This window comes from Mucilaginibacter sp. P25, from assembly GCF_050859465.1.
Taxonomy (GTDB): domain Bacteria; phylum Bacteroidota; class Bacteroidia; order Sphingobacteriales; family Sphingobacteriaceae; genus Mucilaginibacter; species Mucilaginibacter gossypii.
Genome location: NZ_CP193937.1, coordinates 2892539 through 2912033 on the forward strand (window position 1 = coordinate 2892539; position 19495 = coordinate 2912033).

Here is a 19495-nt window from a genome sequence, read left to right on the forward strand (position 1 = left end):
CTGTTTCATTCCCTGGCATTTCTCGCCACCGGCTTTAACCAAAATCCGCGCTGGCCTATCGCTTATGTGTTTTCCTGTACTTTGACGGCGACATGCCAATCAGTTTGGTAAACAGCCTTGAAAAATAATAAGGGTCGTCAAAGCCCAGCTCTGAGCAAATTTCCTTAATGCTCCTGTCGGTAAAGTACAGGTACTGGCAGGAGGTTTGAATCTTGAGCAGGTTAAAATAGTTAATAGGTGATGAGCCTGTTTTTTGTTTAAACAGCCGCAAATAATGTGATGCTGAAATTCCCTGTTGTTTCGCCAAATGCATCACTTCAAACTTTTGACTAATGTGTTTTTTCATATAAGCGATAGAGTTGCTCACAAAATCGTTATCATAATCAACCGGGTTGGTTTGCTTATAATACACCATCGAGGAGATAAAATTGAGCAGGTTGATGTTAACAATCTCCATTTCTTTTTCATGATAGCTGTGTTCAAGCACGGCGTAGACCTGTTCGTACAGCTTAATCCGGCTGTTGTCGTAGGGAACGGATTGTACCGCAGGCTGCCCGTTTTCGAGCGAGCGCTCATAGATCAGGTGCGAATTTAGCCCGCTGAAGTGTACCCAGTAAATGCTCCAGGGATTGATTTCCGAGCTTTTATAACGGTGTGCCACATTACGGGGGATAATGAAAAAAGTATTGGGTTTAAGGGTGTGGCCCTGGCCCCCCAAATAAACATAGCCTTCTCCATCAACACAATAAAGAAAAATATATTCGTTACTGCCTGTACGGCGTTCACGGTCATGAAAGGCCGCCTTGGGATAATAGCCGATAGCGGTAAGGTAAAAGCCTTTGATCAAAGCATTGCTGGTGATGGCTTTTTTTATGTTTGGTGGCAATACGATCATTTTTTGACCGATAAAACCTTCTTTGATCCGTTTTTTTGGTTCGGCTATCGCATTCATAACGCTGCTGTATAACTGGCGATTAAAGGTATTTATTTTTTTATCCCGGCAAGATTTTAATAGCTGTCAGTAAATGATAGTATTATCCATCACTTTTTAAAGAATATCCATTTTTTTAACACCTGTTTCATAGTAGGTTTACCAAAACCAATTAGGGCTAAAACAAGTCAGGCAAATTACCTGGCTGTTTAATGAAGCGGATAACTTATGAACAAACAATTTAAATATCTGAACGTACATGGCTGTTAACACCACAACCCGTTTATGGGGGCAGCATAACGGTCATAACGTTTATCTTTTCAAAATTGAAAACGAGAGCGGGGCCTATGTTGAACTTACCAATTACGGCGCGGCCATTGTATCAGTTGTGGTGCCCGACAGGCTGCAGCACTTTGAAAACGTGGTGGTTGGTTTTCCTGACCTGAACGGGTATTTAACCGATAGCTGCTACATCGGCTCAACCATAGGCCGGTACGCCAACCGTATCAGCAGGGTAAAATTTCAGCTCGAAGGCGAAACTTTTCACCTGGATGCCAATGAAGGTAAAAATTCCAACCATGCCGGTAAAAGCGGTTTTAACTATAGGGTGTTTACTGCCGAAGCTTTTGATAATGGTGTAATGATGACCCTGACCAGCCCTGATGGCGATGGGGGTTATCCCGGTAAGTTAGAGCTTATGGTTATCTATACCTGGAGCAATGATAATGAGTTGCTGATCAATTATAAAGCTACTACCGACAAAGCTACGATAGCAAATTTTACCAATCACGCTTACTTTAATTTATCGGCATTTAAAAGTAAGATCTATAACCACAAGCTTACCCTGCTATCGGATAGTATTGTGGATTTGCACGAAGACTATACGCCGAGCGGGGCAATTATACCAGCCGGGCAAAAGGCTTTCAATAATAACAAGCTGGGCGATAAATTTAATATAGATGAAAACCATGTTGAAGGCCTTAACCTGTTTTACATTATCAACAGGGGAGCCGGGGAGAACGGCTTAATTTATGCCGCTCTTTTAACCGACGAGAGCATCGGGCCGTGCTCTTAGAGTTTATACGGATTATCCCGGCGTGTTCCTGTACACCGGTGATTATTTAAGCAGCACTACGCCTATACATACTGGCCAGGGGGCGAAACCTTTTGATGCGTTGTGCCTGGAGTGTCAGCATTATCCGGATAGCATCAATCATCCTGATTTTCCGCAGGCTGTATTGCGGGCAGGCGATGTATACAATCAAAGTATTTTATACAAGTTTGGCACCATATGAAGCTAAAAGCAAAAGGCAGAAGGCCCAAAGCCCAAAGCTTGTTTAATAACGGACTTTAATTAAAGTAAATTTATACAGAGAGAAGAAACTAACCAATATCAAATGACCATCGATTTTAAAAAAGAAGTAAAATTTAACAGCGGCTATATTATAGGGATCTCCTTTATATCGGCACTGGGCGGTTACCTGTTCGGCTTTGATTTTGCCGTAATATCGGGTGCGCTGCCGTTCCTCCGCAAGGAGTTTGCGCTTGACCCTGTTTGGGAGGGCTTCCTTACCGGTTCCCTGGCGCTGGGCTGTATCGTGGGCTGTATCATAGCCGGCCGCATTGCCGAAAAATACGGCCGTAAACCCGGTCTCATGGTTGCGGCGTTTATTTTCGCGGTATCGTCACTGGGTATTGCCTTTTCAACCGGGTTCACTTATTTTATCATTCTGCGTTTTGCAGCGGGCATAGGGGTAGGGATGGCATCAATGCTTTGCCCCATGTACATTGCCGAAATTTCCCCGGCACAGGTGCGCGGGCGTAATGTAGCTATCAACCAGCTTACCGTGGTATTGGGCATCCTGATCACCAACCTGTGCAACTATTTTTTAGCCGACAGCGGCGATAATGCCTGGCGCTGGATGTTTGGTTTGGGCACGGTACCTGCCGCGGTATTTTTATTAGGGGTTATAGCCCTGCCCGAAAGCCCCCGGTGGCTGATCAAGGCCGGTCGGCACGCTGATGCCGAAAAGGTACTTTACAAAATAGGCTCCGAAGAGTTTGTGACTTCAACACAGCAGGCTATTGAAAAATCGCTTACCGGCGCAAAAAAGCAATCGTACCGCGCCGTATTTGAAAAAAGCGTACGCCCTGCCGTATTGATAGGTATTACGCTGGCTGTGTTTCAACAGTTTTGTGGCATCAATGTGGTGTTTAACTATACTTCAACCATTTTTGCCTCGGTGGGTTCAAGCTTAAACCAGCAATTGTTTGAAACTGTATCCATTGGTATAGTTAACCTGGTTTTTACCTTGCTGGCTATGTGGCAGGTTGATAAGCTCGGCCGTAAGCCGTTGATGCTCATTGGTTCATTGGGCTTATCCATATTTTATATTGTATTGGCTTACCTGCTGCAAAATCACCTGGCGGCCGGGCTGGTATCCATATTTGTGTTGCTGGCCATCAGCACTTACGCGCTTTCACTTGCACCTATAACCTGGGTACTTATTTCAGAGATCTTCCCTAATAAGATCCGTGGCGCTGCATCAACAGTGGCCATTGTATCGTTATGGGCTGCCTATTTTATATTGGTGTTCACCTTCCCTATACTGGCTAAGGTGCTGGGCACTTACGGGCCATTTTATATGTACGCGGTGATCTGCTTTTTAGGCTTTTTGTTTGTACTTAAAAAAGTGAAAGAAACCAAAGGCCAAACCCTTGAAGAGTTAGAAGAAAATTTAGTAAGACATTAATAATCATAAGCCACATGAATAATTTGTATGTAAATGTTTGGGAAGAGAAGGTAGTTATCCCAACCTACGGTATAGGGAAGCCCGATAAAAACCCCATGTTTTTTGAAAAGCGCGTTTACCAGGGTAGCAGCGGCAAGGTGTACCCTAACCCGGTTATCGAAAAAATTTACGACGAAAAAGAAGATAAAGAATACGCAGGCCTTTACCTCGAAAATAAATACCTCAAAGTACTCATCCTGCCCGAGCTTGGCGGCCGTATCCAGATGGCTTATGACAAAATCAGGGGCCGTCATTTCATTTATTATAACCAGGTGATTAAGCCGGCACTGGTAGGGTTAACCGGCCCCTGGATTTCGGGCGGTATTGAATTTAACTGGCCACAGCACCATCGCCCAAGCACTTTTGAACCGGTTGATTATAAAATTGAAGAAAATGCCGATGGCAGCAAAACCGTTTGGGTTAATGAAGTGGAGCGCATGTTCCATACCAAAGGTATGGCCGGTTTTACGCTGCACCCGGATAAGGCTTACATCGAAATAAAAGCGAAGCTCTATAACCGCTCGGCCCTGCCGCAAACTTTTTATGGTGGGCAAACCCGGCGGTGAAAGTTAATGACGATTACCAGTCGGTTTTTCCGCCGGATCTGAACGCGGTGTTTGACCATGGTAAGCGCGACGTATCAACATTCCCGATAGCTACGGGTACTTACTATAAAGTTGATTATTCGCCGGGTACAGATATCTCAAGGTATAAAAATATCCCGGTGCCAACGTCGTACATGGCTATCAACTCCAATTACGATTTTGTGGGCGGATATGAGCATGACAGTCAGGCTGGTTTGCTGCACGTAGCCAATCATCATGTATCGCCTGGCAAAAAACAGTGGACCTGGGGCCACAGCGATTTCGGCCTGGCCTGGGACAGGAACCTAACCGACGAGGATGGCCCGTACATTGAGCTCATGACAGGTATGTTTACCGATAACCAACCCGATTTTACCTGGTTGATGCCGCACGAGGAAAAACATTTTACCCAATACTTTATGCCATACCGCGAGCTTGGCGTAGTAAAAAATGCTACCAAAGATATCCTGCTGGCACTTGATTATAAAGAGGGCAAACTACTATTGAAAGTTTACGTAACCGGCGAGCAAAACAACCTGAACATCAAACTGCAGCATGATGGCAAAGTATTATTGAGCGAAAAAGTTTGCATTGTACCAGAACAAGTTTATACCCGCGAGATAGCCGTTAAGGATATTAACGAGAACCTTTTGCTGCTTACCGTACATTCGGCAGCGGGCAAAGAACTCATTAAATATGATGCGGCAAGCAATAAGCTTAACAATATCCCTGAAGCTGCCAGTCCGGCCCTGCTGCCTGCCGATGTAGAAAATAACGAGCAGTTGTTTTTAACGGGCCAGCACCTGGAGCAGTACCGCCATGCTACTTATAGCCCGGTGCCTTATTATGAGGAAGCTTTACGCCGTGATCCAAAAGATATCCGCAATAATAATGCTTTAGGTTTATGGTATTTGCGTCGCGGACAGTTTGCTAAAAGCGAGCCTTATTTCCGCAAGGCGGTTGAAACCATCACCCAGCGTAACCCTAATCCTTACGATAGCGAGTGTTATTACAATTTAGGTTTGGCGTTGAAATTCCTCGGCAAAAAAGAGGATGCGTACAAAGCGTTTTATAAAGCTACCTGGAGCAATGCCTGGAAAGATAGCGGCTATTTTTCGGTAGCACAGATCGACCTGGAAAACGGCGATTACGAACTGGCGCTTGATCACTCGCTGTCGTCATTAGATAGAAATGCCAATAACAGTAAAGCCTATGTTTTGCGCTCGGCGGCTTTCCGTAAGCTCGGGCGTTTTGAAGATGCTGTCGAGGTAGCTACAGCGGCAATAAAAAGGGATGCGTTTAACCTGGGCGCTCTGTTTGAGCTGGTTTATGCTTACAAAGCTTTTGGTGATGAAGAAAAAGGCACTGCCACCCTTAATGAACTCATTAAACTATCGCGCGGTTATTACCAAAATTACATTGAATACGCACTTGATTACGCCAATGCCGGCCTGTACCAGGAAGCTGCAGATTTGTTGAATTATGCGGTGAACGGTGATGCTACCAGTCCGATGGTGTATTATTACCTGGGCTACTTTGCGTACAGGTTTGGCAATAATGAACAGGCTTCTGCATGTTTTAAACAGGCCTCAGCTGCCGATTCGTACCTGTGCTTCCCCGATAGGCTGGAAGAGATCAGCATACTGAAACTGGCCGCTGAGCTTGTGCCCACCGATGCCAAAGCACCTTATTATTTAGGTAACCTGTTTTATGATAAACTGCAATATGATGATGCCATCGCGGCCTGGGAAACATCAGCAAAACTGGACGATACGTTCCCAACCGTATTCAGGAATCTGGGTATAGCCTATTATAATAAACGTAATGACCCGGCAAAAGCTTTAATTTGTTTTGAAAAAGCCTTTGCGTTGGATCCCGCCGATGCCCGTGTACTGATGGAACTCGACCAGCTTTACAAAAAGCTGAACTATTCTACAGAAGCACGACTGAAATTTGTTGAAGCTAACCTGGAGACTGCCAAACTTCGTGATGATGTTTATTTAGAGCGTGCAACGCTGTATAACTTTTTAGGCGAGCACCAAACCGCGTTTGAACAGGTGATGCAAAGAACATTCCACCCATGGGAGGGCGGCGAAGGCAAAGCATCCGGCCAGTATGTTGCAGCTTTGGTTGAAATGGCCAAGCAAAACATCCGCGATGGTAAATATCAAAAAGCTGTTGAACAGCTGACCCAGGCACAAACCTACCCACATAATTTAGGCGAGGGCAAACTATTCGGCACACAGGAAAATGACATCTTTTACTGGCTGGGCCAGGCCCATGAAGGCCTGCAGCAAACGGAACAGGCAAAGGCCTATTTTGAGCAGGCAGCCATAGGTTTGGAAGATCCGACAGCGGCTGTTTTTTATAACGATCAGCAGCCGGATAAGATCTTTTATCAGGGTTTGGCAAAAAAATGTCTGGGTGACAGTACATCGGCCGAACGAATCTTCAAAAAACTGCTTAATTATGGTATCGGGCACATGGATGATAACGTAAAAATTGATTACTTTGCCGTCTCGCTGCCAAATTTGCTCATTTTTGAAGATGATCTGCAGGTAAGGAACCGCGTGCACTGCTATTTTTTACAGGGACTGGGATACCTCGGTTTACGTGATTTTGAGCAGGCACAAAAGGCCTTTACCGAGGTTCTGAAACTGGATGCCGGGCATTTTGGGGCGAGGATACATCAAAACATGATAAACCAAATTACCGAAGCAGCCGGTTAAACCCAAAAATCACACGTGAGAACTACTCAAACAAAAACTTTACCACTGGGCCTGCTTTTCGCAGGCTCAATGCTGTTTGCCGGCAGGGCAGCAGCGCAGCAAGTAATCATTCCTGTTGAAACACAGCACAACGCTATTGTATTACAAACCGATGCCGAAAAGCACCTGAACATGGTATACCTGGGGGCAAAGCTTGCCAATACAGCCGAGTATGCAGGCATCTCAAAAATGTACAAACAAGCCGATGATTCGGGCGTACAAAACGATGCTTACACACCATCAGGCTCAGCCAGTCTTGGTGAGCCGGCTATTACAGTTACTCATGCGGATGGTAATAAATCATTAAACCTAACCTACGTAAGCCATGCGGTAAGCAAGGTTGATGATGATATTTCATTACTGGTAGTAACCATGAAAGATCCTGTTTATGATTTTGAGGTAAAGCTGTACTACAAAACCTATTTTAAAGAAGATGTAACTGAGCAATGGTCGGTGATAAAACATAACGAAAAGGGGATAGTAACGCTTGATAAATATGCGTCGGCCAATTTAAACCTGAAGGGTAATACTACCGGCGGTTTCTGGCTGAAGCAATACCACGGCAACTGGGCTATGGAAATGCAGCCCGAAGAAGCCCGTTTAACCCACGGTATTAAAACAATCGACAGCAAACTGGGTACCCGTGCCAACCTGTATGAACATTCGATGTTCGCCATCTCAATGGATAAACCTGCTACCGAAGACGAAGGCAAAGTGCTTTACGGGGCTATGGAATGGTCGGGAAATTTCAGGATTGATTTTGAACTGGATGTGGCCAATAACCTGAAAATTATTGCAGGTATTAACAATGCTGCTTCCGAGTATCATTTGAAACCAGGTGTTGAATTTACTACGCCAGCTTTCCTTTACACTTACTCCGACCACGGTAAGGGTGATGCCAGCCGTAAGCTGCAAAGCTGGGCACGCCAATACAAAATTGTTGATGGTAATGGTTCAAGGCTGACATTGTTGAACAACTGGGAGTCGACTTACTTTGACTTTAATGAGAGCAAGCTTGCAGGCTTGTTAAAAGATACAAAAAAGCTGGGTGTCGACCTGTTTTTGTTGGATGACGGTTGGTTTGGCAACAGCCACCCGCGTAACGGCGATAATGCAGGTTTGGGCGATTGGCAGGAAAACAAGCAAAAGCTTCCAAATGGCATCAGTTCGTTGGTAAAAGAAGCGCAGGCCAATGGCGTAAAATTCGGCATCTGGATTGAACCGGAAATGGTTAACCCTGCCAGCGACCTTTACAAAGCCCATCCCGATTGGGTAATTAAACAGCCGAACCGTCCTGAAAAGTATTTCAGGAACCAGTTGGTGCTTGATCTGGCCAACCCTAAAGTACAGGATTTTGTATTTGGCGTGGTTGATAACCTGTTCGCCAAAAATCCCGACCTGGCTTATATCAAATGGGATTGTAATGCGGTTATTTATAACGCTTATTCAGCTTATTTGAAAAAAGACCAGTCGCACATTTATGTTGATTATGTGAATGGTTTATACAATGTATTGAAACGCGTTCGTGCCAAATATCCTAAAGTGCCTCTGATGCTTTGCTCGGGCGGCGGCGGCAGGGTTGACTATGGTGCACTGCAATACTTTACAGAGTTTTGGCCAAGCGATAACACCGATCCGCTGGAGCGTGTATTTATCCAGTGGGAGTATTCATTCTTCTATCCGGCTATCACCAGCTCAAACCACGTTACCGATTGGGGCAAACAACCCATCAAATTCCGTGTGGATGTGGCCATGATGGGTAAAATGGGTTTTGATATTGTGATAGGCAAATTAAGTGAAAGCGAGCTGAGTTTCTGTCAGTCGGCGTTGAAAAACTATGATGCATTAAAAGATGTGATCTGGCACGGCGACCAGTACCGCTTAGCTTCGCCATGGGATAACGACGCGGCATCTATCATGTATGTAAGCGACGATAAATCAAAGGCAGTAATGTTCAACTATTTGGTGAATAACCGTTACGGATCAGGCAGCAAAGTACCTGTACGCCTGAAAGGCCTCGACCCTAATAAAAAATACCGTGTAAAAGAGATTAACCTTTATCCGGGCGCGGGTTCGGTTTTAGGCAAAGAGGATTTAACTTTTACCGGTGATTTCCTGATGAATGTGGGTATTAATCCCGGAAACAACGCTTATCACACCAGTGTGGTGCTGCAGTTGGAAGCGATTTGATAAGATACTTATAAAAACGAGAAAGGGAACGGCTTGTCGTTCCCTTTCTCGTTTTATGAACTGGTTGAAGGTTAGCGGTAGCGTAACTTCGACCTAAAATGGGTTAAGCTTTCAGCTTAACTTAATAAGTAATTAATAGTCGCAGTTTCGGAAGCAGGATGCTTCCATTGTTTTAGGTCGAAGTTTAGCGGTAGCGTAACTTCGACCAGTAATGTTATTAGTTAAAAGAAGCGTCATTGCGAGGAACGAAGCAATCCCCGATTAGCAGGTCGGCCCTGCATAGTTTGAGATTGCTTCGTTCCTCGCAATGACGCTTTTGTATTATTACCGCAGCTTATCTGTCATATCAAAATGTTCAACACGTGTTGCGGCACCCAGCGGTAGTTTGCTGCAGGCAGAGTAGAAAATATAATCCTTATCCTCAGTAATACCCGGTAGTAGTTTGTCAATAACTTTCCCGATCTGCACATTCTCGCTTTTTACTGCGTTGGTATCGGCAATGTTTACTTTGGTTGTATAATAAATTACCGGGAACCAGCCATGGCTGTTTTTTTGATTGCCAATCCGGAATACCCGCGGTTCGCCTGCAACGCCATCAATTACTACCGGGAAACGGTATTGTTTTACTGTTGCCTCGGCAGCATCCTGGAATAATTTGCCTGCATCGGTATCGTGTTCGTAATGCCAGTAGTCGTTAGGGGCGGTACATTGTAAAGCAAGTTCAAGGGTTAAACGGGCATCGGCAAAATGCTGTTTATTGTATTTCTTTTTCCCAGCTCATAAAGCTCGGGGGCTGTTTTACCGTTAATTTTATAAGTATTTACATTTACCGAGGTTAGTTTCCAGCCATAATCGTATTTGGCATACAGGGCGGTAATCATTTCCTGGTTTGGCAGGTTTTTATCCTTTGGCAAAAAAAGCGCCATGTACATTTCATGGGTAATACCATTATAGATCATTTTATAGCTGTTGATGCCTGCCGACGCATTGCCTATTGTATCTGTACTGCGGTGCTTATTTACAATGTAATATTCGTCGTAAATATCATAGTCGGCAGTTTTAACGGCGTTGCCTACCAACTCTATTTGTCTGAGATTTGACTTGTCGTCCAGCATTTCCCGCGATTCCATATTGCTGATATCATCACTGTTGCCGGTGCGGAGATCATGGAGCAGTTGTTCGTTAAGTTTGTGGAAATCGTCGCGTTTACCGCCGGGAATCTGGTCGTTTCGCCATGCTCCCGGCTGTTTGATGCAGCTTTGTAATGATAAGGCCAGTAAAGTAAAGGGGATGAGTTTAATTGTGTTTTGGTATAGGGTTTTCATATTACCCGTAATAATATGAAAAAACACTCAGTTGTACTATTGCTACCGGTTTATGAATAACAAAGGTTTTGCATAATGGGATATAGCGGCTGTTTCGCTTTAAACATGTGAAATCCGGTTTGGAAAAGTTAACATTACTGACATTTTGCTAAAGAATCCTGCCAGTTTATGTTAATATTTATGGGTATCATAAAAAATGGTTTCTTTTGAATTTGCCTTTTCACAACCTGTGGCTATATTGCTTTTAATTACCAAATGTGTTGCGTTCCCGTACAAGGGGAACTGAAATTTATATGGAAAACTTCAATGAGATTTTTGATCTGGAATACTTCTTTCGCTTGTCGCCCGATTGGTTATGTGTTGCCGGGTTTGATGGTTACTTTAAAAAAATTAACCCGGCTGTTTCAAAAACTTTAGGTTATACCGAAAGCGAACTGTTTGCAAGGCCTATCGATTCATTTGTTTATCCCGAAGACAGAAGTATCACCGCCAGTAAACGTGAGAGTATAAAGAAAAACAATCCGCTGTATAATTTTGAAAACAGGTATGTAACCAAAAGCGGAGAAATAGTATGGCTTTCATGGATCTCGATGCCAGTACAAAAACAGCAGCTGGTTTTTGCTATTGCCAGGAATATTACCGACAAAAAGAAACTGGAAGAATTTAGCAAAGTATCACTCGTATCGGTAAAAAATAACGAAATTGAAAGAGGGGCGGAGTTAAGTACACATAATCTAAAGCCAATCAGTGAACTTTCTATTGCCGATCAGCTTTGGCTTTATGAGCTTGAAACGCTGGTAAGAAAATATATTGGAAAAGTTGATTTGATCATTGTATTGTTAAGTAACGAAATGGGTTTAAGTGAAAGGCAACTGCACCGGCGCATAAAAAACACCACGGGTATTACTCCCAATAATTATATCCGGCGAATCCGTTTACTGATGTCGATGGAGGCAATCAATAGTGGTAAATACCGCACCGTGGCCGAAATATCTTATATAGCAGGGTTTGAAACACCGGCCTATTTCCGGAAACTGTTCAAAGAATTTTATGGTCGTGATATAGCCGAATTTTTGCAATAGATATAAAGCTGCTCCTCTCTTATTTGACCCTTTTCATCGGGAATTGTATTGCCTTTTGTCTGCCTTTCTTTGTCCCCGATATTTCGGCCACCAACGAGTCGTTAGTGATTTGGGTATAGGTTATTTTTTGCGGGAAATCATGTTCCGGGTTTTCAAATACCAGATGGTTATTATCTGATGAAGTAAGTGTAAAAATTACCGCTTTTCCATCGTTTTGATTTTTTATCGTTGGGATATAGTAAAGCTGGCCTTTATGTTGCTCCATACGGATATGTTCGGATGATACCGTATCTGCACCAGTCAACGAATAGCTTCTGCCGATAAAGGTGCTGTCGTTAAGCTTTTTCCATGTTTCAATATCCACTGTTTTTGCCGATTGATTTTTCCAGCTGCCGATCAACCATTTAGCATGCGTGATAGGCTGGTTTTTTTGCTGGCCAAAAATGCTATGAGCAGAAGTAATGCATAATACAATAAGTAACTGCAATTTGAATTGGTGGAGCAGGGTCATGAGTGGTAAATAAGTAATTGAAGTTACAAATTGAAAGGAGGAAATCCAAAGCCTGAGTGACGGGTTCGGCTAAAGCCGAAGCTTCATTTAATTCTCCGTCACTTAAAAGTGACGGCAATGAAGTTGTAATGATATTTTATGTCTGTTTTTGATTCATTGCCGTTGGTTTTAACCAACGGGTATTTAGTGAACCGAGCTGGCTTTAGCCTAAATTTTAAACGAGATAGTGAGTATTCATTTGTCGCAAATACACCCGTCATTTGTCGCGTGTATAACCTTGCTTTGGCGTTCATTTTCAGCATCTTTGAATAAATCAATAATGAATCATGGAAAACTCAGCAAATAACAACCCCGAAATCATTGTTATAAAAGAAACTCAAAAGGTACTTGATGTTAAATGCGCTCTGCTTAATGGTTCAAGCTTTGAGCAAATGATGATGAACAATGCAAGCTTTAAGGATGTTTGTATAACTGGGCTTAAAATTGAAGATGCCAACCTAAGCGATCTGGAAATAAAATATGCCCAACTTGGAGGAGCTTATATCCATGATATAGGTATGCCGCCCGAAGGTCATCCGGCTTATGATCCTGCTGCGAAACAACGCCCCCTTAAATTTGAGAACTGCGACCTGCAGGGCAGCACAATAACCGATTGCAACTTAAGTGGTGTTGATATTACCGATTGCGATTTGAACGGTATGAAAATTAATGGGATTGATGTGGATGAACTGCTGAGGGCGTATCAAAAGCAGGGGATATAGTAAATCTGCATGGCGCATACATCAGGGTCCTCTGCGAGAGACCCTGATGGGACGGTAAGAAGATCGCCATTGCGAGGTACGAAGCAATCGCCGACTTTACAGGGCAAATCTGCATAGCTGCTCTGCTTATTGGGGATTGCTTCGTACCTCGCAATGACGCTTTTTTTGTTTATCACATTATTAGCTTTCGGCTTTGTGCATTCCGCTTTTAGCTTTCAATTATTTAGCACTTACCCACACATTATCCTTTTTATTGCTGTCTGGATCATAGGTAGTACCAAGTACAATCTTTTTAACCGCTTTTTTTGCAGTGAAATTAACTGTGGTTGTTTTGTTACCGGTACACCAAACAGCAATACTTTTGTGTATAAGTTCGGTAGTACCATCGGTATAACTAATGGTTAGGTTAACGGGGATGGGCTTACTGCCAACTTTAGTAATTGTGGCAGCATATTTTAACCCGGCGTTAGTCACTTTGCTGATGGCCAGATCCGTTACGCCATTATCAAAAAACCAGGCTTTCCAAAACCAGTTAAGGTTTACGCCCGAACCGGTGTTCATACAATTAAAAAAATCGTAAGGCATAGGGTGTTTGCCATGCCATTGTGTAATATAGTAATGCAGGGCTTTGGTAAACAGTTCATCGCCAAGCATATCTTTTACATATAAATAGCCCAGGCCTGGTTTGGGATAGCTGTCGGTAAAACCGGCAGGGCCTGTGAGCATTGGTGTAAGTGTCATTACCGGCACATCAACCTCGTGGCCGGCGCTTTGTTCAACAGCGGCAACACCATATGGATCCACTATGGAAGGATCAATCTCCGGACTTACCAGCCATTCGCCGATGGTTGCCCAGCCTTCATCCATCCAACCGTATTTGGTTTCGTTAATACCCATGTAAAACGGAAACATGGTATGGAAGATCTCATGATCGGTAAGCTCAATGGCATCGGCCTTATCTTCCAGCGGATTATCATTCACCATCATCGGGTACTCCATTTGGTCTAACCCATCAAAAACGGTTTCATGCTGGTATGGATACGGCCATTTCGGAAATTTGTAGCTCATCACCTCAACCGTTTTGCGGGCGTAATCAACTACCGCATAATAGTCTTTATGCTTTTCGTTAAACACTGCATCAACACGGGTACGCCTGCCGGTTTTCGGATCAACCACCAGGCTCGATGCTTTCCATAAATAATGGTTGCTGGCAGCAAAAACAAAATCGGTAACGCTATCGGCCTCAAACTTCCAGGTGTTAGTTGGATTATTTTTGGTGATGTTGCCCGATTTGATATCATCTTCGGTAATGATATCCGTTACCTTATCACTTGCGCCGGCATTGGCGATGCGTTTAATGATCCTGCTGTCGTAAACGTCGTCGGCGTTTTTCAGATCGCCTGTTGCCCAAACTTTATAGTCGCCGGGTATGGTGATCTCCGCGCTGAAATGGCAAAAATCGTTATAAAATTCCTGTGAGCCAACGTATGGATAATCGTTCCATCCATCAATATCGTCATAAACTGCTACGCGCGGGAAGAAATAGGCAATGAAGAATGCACCGGTATCAACTTGACCAGTACGGATATGTGAGCCCTTGTTTAATGTATATGCATAGCTGATATCAAAATGTACTTTTTGCTTTGGAGCAATAGGGGGAACACGCTGCGTCATGTTTGTGCCGTTGATACGGCGGGTTTTAGCGCTGTCGGGTGTTTTATTATCTATGCTAAGGCTTTTGATCTGCACCCCATCGGTAAGGTCACCTGCCGAAACCTGCATTTGACGTGCCACGCCTTTTTTATACAAGTTGGGATAGAGCTTAAATTGCACCCTTTTTAACGTATCGGGACTGTTGTTAACATAATCAATACCAACTGTTCCGCTCAACAAGCGGGTTTTGGGGTCGAAATTTATTTTGATCTTATAGTCGGCCGTGTTTTGCCAGTAGTTTTTGCCGGGTGCTCCGGTTGTGGTGCGTGTTCCTTTGGTGTAGGTTTTTTGCAGGTTTACAGCTATGGGTAGGCTTTGCTGCGCCAATGCTGCAGTACCGCTTAATAATAAAGCAAAAGGCAATAATTTTTTAATACTGATCATTTATGCGGATATATATGAGTTATATTTGAGGTAAATATAATAAACCGTTACAGAACCCGGTAAGCGATAATTTTGTATCGCCGGTATGTTACAGGGCAAATCAACTCACGGTTTGAGTAATTTATCCATTTATATAAATAGTATCCATGACTGCCGAAAAAATGATCATTGTAACCGGTAAGCAATACCTTGAGCTTAAACAAAGTTTAGAAAGCGGCGAGGGGCTTACCTATAATATAGGTACTGATAAACACCCCGAAATGGTTAAGATCACCAACATTTATATGGACACTGATCCTGACTTTACCCGCAACCCGCGCCAGTTTGCCCGGATGCATGAAGACCTGAACGTGCAGGTGAAACTGGAGTATGTAACGGAGTAGATAAAAAATCGAACAAACCAGGGATGGGTTTTGTGTGTCATGAGTGAGCAGAAATCTTCTGCGCCCGGCTTTTACAGGTTTAGTTGTAAAGCCTGATGTAGAAGATTTCTGTTTCGCGCCATTACTCACAACCTGCGCTGCTCTGTCGAAATGATATTTTTTTAATAAAAAGATGTCTATTTTTAGGCCATGCATCATCCTGAAGATAATCCCTGGAAAATAACATCTCAAAAAGACATTTACGATAACCCCTGGATCAACGTTACCGAATACCAGGTGATTAACCCTGCTGGTAATCCCGGTATTTATGGCAGAGTACACTATAAAAACCTGGCCATAGGTATTTTACCTTTAGATGAAGAACTAAATACCTACCTCGTGGGCCAATACCGTTTCACGTTAAACCTGTACAGCTGGGAAATGCCCGAAGGCGGCGGTCCTGAGGGAACAGACCCGCTTGAGTCAGCCAAACGTGAATTACTGGAGGAAACCGGTTTGAAAGCTTCACGGTGGACAGAGATCCAGCGCTTGCACCTCAGTAATTCGGTAAGCGATGAACTCAGTATATTGTACCTGGCCCGCGGTCTTGAACAGTTTGAAGCCGAGCCTGAAGAAACCGAGCAGTTGATTATCAAAAAAGTGCCTTTTGCTGAAATGTACCGCATGGTTTGTAATGGCGAAATTACTGATGCCATGACTGTTGCCGCAGTGCTTAAAGTACAGTTGTTACTAACAGAAAACCGTTTGTAAGTTACCGCTTTGCCGAAAAAAATATAACTTCGCCTACTGATGAAAAAGTTATTAGGATATATCCTGTCGCCTATTGCCATAATTGCCTTTTTTTAGCCCTGGTTATTTTTCAGCCCATCCAGTGGATCTGCTTTCGTTTTTTTGGCTATGCCGCGCACAAACGTTCGGTTGATATCCTGAACTTATGCCTGTTTCGCACTTTTTATATCATTGGCGATACGGTGACTTTCATCAATAAACAAAATTTGCCGATGGGCAGGCCAATTATATTTGTAGCCAATCATCAAAGCCTGCTCGATATCCCCCCGCTTATTTATTACCTGCGTAAGTATCACGCCAAGTTTGTTTCTAAAATAGAGCTTACCAAAGGGATCCCCTCCATAAGTTATAATTTGAAACACGGCGGCGGTGCTAATATCGACAGGAAAGACTCCCGCCAGTCCATGACCGAAATGACAAGTTTAGGTGAGCGGATGAAAGCCAATAACTGGTCGGCAGTGATCTTTCCGGAAGGCACCCGCTCCAAAGATGGCGTAGTACGGTCTTTTCAGCCGGGAGGTGTTGCCATGCTGCTGAAAAAATGCCCTGAGGCATTGCTGGTGCCTATCGCCATAAAAAATAGCTGGAAAGTTGTACAATACGGCTTTTATCCGCTTAATACTTTTATATCCATGACCTGGACGGTACTTGAACCCATTGAGCCCGGTAAAACCCCGATTGGCGACCTGGTATTGGAAGCCGAGAACAGGATCAAGGCTGCGCTGTCCTGATTTCGGAATTCGGAGTTTCGATTTCGGGTTTTTTATTTACCCTAATTGATATTGAATGCCGCTGTTGGTGTTGTCACCAACAGTTTCTTTTCCCTCGCCTGGACGAAGTTTTCCGTCCCATCAGGGTCTCTCGCAGAGGACCCTGATGATCTACGCCATGCCAGCTGCTATGTTTAAAGTAGCCTCACCGGTCTCACATGGTTTATGTCTGTCCAAAAATCCCGATAATCTATTATGGTTAAAAATTCATGAGGCTTTGCAGAATGATAAAAGGCTGCACTGCTATGTGGGTATTTAATAAAATCATCGCATAATAACCATTTTCCGGATACCGGATTATGATGAATATAATCTATTTTTTGATAGAGAAAGGCCGTAGAGTATATGGGCTTGGCATCAAATGACTGTTCAAAAACTTTATGCTTTTGTCCTTTGTTTTTTTCTTTTTCGGTACATGCCGCCGAAAGTTGATTAAGAAGGTCGATTTTGCCTGATGCTGTTAGCTTTTTTACAAGTTCATAAGCCATAAATCTTTTGCCATTACTAATTATTTTGTTAAGCCCTACTTCTGTATCGGGCATTTTAATAATCAGATGAACATGATTAAGCATCAATACAAAAACATGAGTTTGCACCTTGTAATTCTCTGCTATAAATCGAAGCCAATCATATAGCATTTTATACGATTGTGTGATTTCGAATAAAGGAATCCAATTATAACAGGTAAAAGTTATAAACCAGGTCTCGCCGGGATCATTGTGTAAAGTTCGGGTAGCCATAGTTAAATATATTTATGAATCTAAATATGATTGCCAACCTCAGGGTCCTCTGCGAGAGACCCTGAGGGGACGAAAAATGTCTTAAGCTTTCAGCCTAACTATACTATCAATTTACTTTTCCGCTTCCGTAAGCAGAATGCTTGCCCTGTTTTGGGACGAAGTTATGCTATCGCTAAACTCGACTAGTAAAAGCGGACACAAATGAATAGGGGAAATTCATCCTCCAAGATTCCCAAATCCAAAATCCGACATCCGAAATGCAATTAATCTGTTAATAATCAGCTAAATGTTAACAAATAAATCACATGTTATTTACGTTAATATGAAACGTTATCGCTTATTTTTATAGACCCATAAAAGAGGTCGCCTAAAATTTACCTAAAATAATTTTTATGACCTGGAGAAAATTCAGCGGCGAAGTAATCCAATCGCCCATTATGGAAGAGGTTGAAAAGGCAATTGAACGCGAAGCCCTCCTCGGTAACAAGCTTAAAGTATGTATCGGCACCGACTCACAAGTTAAAGGATCCATAACGGATTTTGCGACGGTGATCGTGTTTCTGCGCGAAAAACGCGGCGCTTTTATGTTCATACACCAGGAACGCACTTCGCAAAAAATGAGCATTAAAGAAAGGATGCTGAGCGAAGTGCAAAAGTCTATCGACATTGCTTACAAGCTTTGTGATTTGCTCGACCTGTATGATGTGGAGCTTGAGGTACATGCCGACATTAACACCAACCCGATGTTTAAAAGTAACGCGGCCCTGCACGAGGCTATGGGTTACATCCTGAGCATGGGTTTTGTGTTTAAGGCCAAGCCCGAGGCTTTTGCAAGCTCATACTGCGCCAATAAAATAGTGCAGTAAATTTGCCGAAACCCAAAGCGTGTATCTATATTTGATATTAAAACATATCAGATATACCTATGTCGCCACTTATTGAAATCAACGACCCGGCTTTAGCCGCACAGGATACTATTCTTATTGATGCCCGCGGAGGGCAGGACTCTTACCAGCGTTACCTGGCAGGCCATTTAAACCACGCCATCTACGCCGACCTTGATCAGCACCTTACCACTAAACCCGATGACCCGGCCTTTGGCGGCAGGCATCCGTTGCCTAATATACAGGAGTTTGCTGTATTGCTGGGCAACTGGGGCATCACACCTAAGAGCCACGTAGTGGTTTATGACGACAAGTCGGGAGCGTTTAGCGCATCGCGTTTGTGGTGGATGCTGCGGGCAATTGGTCATGAAAACGTACAGGTAGTAAATGGCGGCTTACAGGCTGCTAAAGATGCAAGTATAGCATTGAGCACTGAAGTTTATGCCCCGGTTGCCGTTGATCCGTACCCGGTGACACACGAATATGCAAATACTGTTGAGATAGCGGAGGCTGGAGAAGCTGCACAGGATCCCTCACGACTGGTAATTGACGTACGCGAAACACCACGCTACCTGGGCCAGACAGAACCTTTGGATTTGATAGCCGGCCATATCCCCGGTGCTTTAAATCTGCCTTATATCAACAACCTCGGTGCCGACGGTAAGTATTTACCCGCCGATGAGCTGCGTAAGGCCTACGATGCCGCAATTGGCGATGTAGCGCACAGCGAAGTTATAGTTCACTGCGGATCGGGTGTTACAGCCTGCCATACCCTGCTGGGCATGGATTACGCGGGCATCAGCGGCCCAAAGCTTTACGTGGGCTCATGGAGCGAATGGTCAAGAAGGGATTTGCCGATAGGGAAGGAAGAAAGGTAAATTAAAATAA

18 protein-coding genes and 1 pseudogene are annotated in these 19495 nt (G+C 43.7%); 13 read left to right on the plus strand and 6 right to left on the minus strand.

What is annotated here, in order from left to right; translation table 11 throughout:
- Positions 1-55: 55 nt before the first annotated feature.
- Complete coding sequence (locus ACRQ5D_RS14900) at positions 56-952, minus strand: AraC family transcriptional regulator (protein ID WP_091175988.1); 897 nt, start codon at positions 950-952, stop codon at positions 56-58.
- Between the two features lie 238 nt (positions 953-1190).
- Between ACRQ5D_RS14900 and ACRQ5D_RS14905 the strand changes: the two genes are divergently transcribed.
- From ACRQ5D_RS14905 to ACRQ5D_RS14930, 6 genes and pseudogenes are all read left to right on the plus strand, one after another.
- Positions 1191-2006, plus strand: a complete 816-nt coding sequence (locus tag ACRQ5D_RS14905) for an aldose epimerase family protein (protein WP_432329385.1) — start codon at positions 1191-1193, stop codon at positions 2004-2006.
- Positions 2007-2028: 22 nt separating this feature from the next.
- Positions 2029-2226, plus strand: a complete 198-nt coding sequence (locus ACRQ5D_RS14910) for a hypothetical protein (RefSeq protein ID WP_432329387.1) — start codon at positions 2029-2031, stop codon at positions 2224-2226.
- A 72-nt stretch (positions 2227-2298) separates the two neighbouring features.
- Complete coding sequence (locus tag ACRQ5D_RS14915; RefSeq protein WP_256337575.1) at positions 2299-3684, plus strand: sugar porter family MFS transporter; 1386 nt, start codon at positions 2299-2301, stop codon at positions 3682-3684.
- Between the two features lie 95 nt (positions 3685-3779).
- Positions 3780-4627, plus strand: a pseudogene (locus ACRQ5D_RS14920) (DUF5107 domain-containing protein); the annotation flags it as partial.
- A gap of 99 nt (positions 4628-4726) precedes the next feature.
- The gene (locus ACRQ5D_RS14925) at positions 4727-7036 is read left to right on the plus strand and encodes a tetratricopeptide repeat protein (protein WP_432329779.1); all 2310 of its coding nucleotides are present in this window, start codon (positions 4727-4729) and stop codon (positions 7034-7036) included.
- A gap of 15 nt (positions 7037-7051) precedes the next feature.
- Positions 7052-9265 carry an alpha-galactosidase gene (locus ACRQ5D_RS14930; RefSeq protein WP_256337572.1) on the plus strand — a complete coding sequence of 738 codons (2214 nt, stop codon included), beginning with the start codon at positions 7052-7054 and terminating at the stop codon, positions 9263-9265.
- Positions 9266-9589: 324 nt separating this feature from the next.
- On the opposite strand, the gene ACRQ5D_RS14935 is transcribed toward ACRQ5D_RS14930, so the two are convergent.
- On the minus strand, positions 9590-9733 hold the full coding sequence (locus tag ACRQ5D_RS14935; protein WP_432329389.1) for a hypothetical protein: 144 nt from the start codon (positions 9731-9733) through the stop codon (positions 9590-9592).
- Between the two features lie 260 nt (positions 9734-9993).
- Entirely contained in the window at positions 9994-10590 is a 597-nt protein-coding gene (locus ACRQ5D_RS14940) for a hypothetical protein (RefSeq protein ID WP_432329391.1), read from the minus strand.
- Between the two features lie 293 nt (positions 10591-10883).
- On the opposite strand from ACRQ5D_RS14940, the gene ACRQ5D_RS14945 reads away from it, so the two are divergent.
- Positions 10884-11672, plus strand: coding sequence for a helix-turn-helix domain-containing protein (locus ACRQ5D_RS14945; protein WP_090533985.1), 789 nt, complete (start codon positions 10884-10886; stop codon positions 11670-11672).
- A gap of 19 nt (positions 11673-11691) precedes the next feature.
- Here ACRQ5D_RS14945 and ACRQ5D_RS14950 read toward each other — a convergent pair whose 3' ends face one another.
- Positions 11692-12183 (minus strand): DUF6265 family protein, encoded by a 492-nt coding sequence (locus ACRQ5D_RS14950; protein ID WP_091176002.1) that lies wholly within the window; start codon positions 12181-12183, stop codon positions 11692-11694.
- Positions 12184-12509: 326 nt separating this feature from the next.
- On the opposite strand from ACRQ5D_RS14950, the gene ACRQ5D_RS14955 reads away from it, so the two are divergent.
- Positions 12510-12944, plus strand: coding sequence for a pentapeptide repeat-containing protein (locus ACRQ5D_RS14955; protein ID WP_091176006.1), 435 nt, complete (start codon positions 12510-12512; stop codon positions 12942-12944).
- Between the two features lie 219 nt (positions 12945-13163).
- Here ACRQ5D_RS14955 and ACRQ5D_RS14960 read toward each other — a convergent pair whose 3' ends face one another.
- Positions 13164-15041, minus strand: coding sequence for a M1 family metallopeptidase (locus ACRQ5D_RS14960; RefSeq protein WP_091176009.1), 1878 nt, complete (start codon positions 15039-15041; stop codon positions 13164-13166).
- 146 nt (positions 15042-15187) lie between these two features.
- On the opposite strand from ACRQ5D_RS14960, the gene ACRQ5D_RS14965 reads away from it, so the two are divergent.
- The 3 genes from ACRQ5D_RS14965 to ACRQ5D_RS14975 all read left to right on the plus strand — a co-directional run bounded on the left by ACRQ5D_RS14965 (position 15188) and on the right by ACRQ5D_RS14975 (position 16944).
- Positions 15188-15424 (plus strand): hypothetical protein, encoded by a 237-nt coding sequence (locus ACRQ5D_RS14965; RefSeq protein WP_091176012.1) that lies wholly within the window; start codon positions 15188-15190, stop codon positions 15422-15424.
- Between the two features lie 189 nt (positions 15425-15613).
- A complete protein-coding gene (locus tag ACRQ5D_RS14970; RefSeq protein ID WP_091176014.1) occupies positions 15614-16174 on the plus strand; it encodes an NUDIX domain-containing protein in 561 nt (186 codons plus the stop codon).
- A 221-nt stretch (positions 16175-16395) separates the two neighbouring features.
- Positions 16396-16944: a lysophospholipid acyltransferase family protein gene (locus ACRQ5D_RS14975; protein ID WP_431199899.1), complete on the plus strand. Its 549-nt coding sequence runs from the start codon at positions 16396-16398 to the stop codon at positions 16942-16944.
- 173 nt (positions 16945-17117) lie between these two features.
- Here ACRQ5D_RS14975 and ACRQ5D_RS14980 read toward each other — a convergent pair whose 3' ends face one another.
- The gene (locus ACRQ5D_RS14980; protein ID WP_431199900.1) at positions 17118-17525 is read right to left on the minus strand and encodes a hypothetical protein; all 408 of its coding nucleotides are present in this window, start codon (positions 17523-17525) and stop codon (positions 17118-17120) included.
- 590 nt (positions 17526-18115) lie between these two features.
- Here ACRQ5D_RS14980 and ACRQ5D_RS14985 point away from each other — a divergent pair.
- Both ACRQ5D_RS14985 and ACRQ5D_RS14990 read left to right on the plus strand, forming a co-directional pair.
- Positions 18116-18589 (plus strand): ribonuclease H-like YkuK family protein, encoded by a 474-nt coding sequence (locus ACRQ5D_RS14985; protein ID WP_091176022.1) that lies wholly within the window; start codon positions 18116-18118, stop codon positions 18587-18589.
- Between the two features lie 59 nt (positions 18590-18648).
- Positions 18649-19485, plus strand: a complete 837-nt coding sequence (locus ACRQ5D_RS14990; protein ID WP_091176024.1) for a sulfurtransferase — start codon at positions 18649-18651, stop codon at positions 19483-19485.
- The last annotated feature ends 10 nt before the right edge of the window (positions 19486-19495 follow it).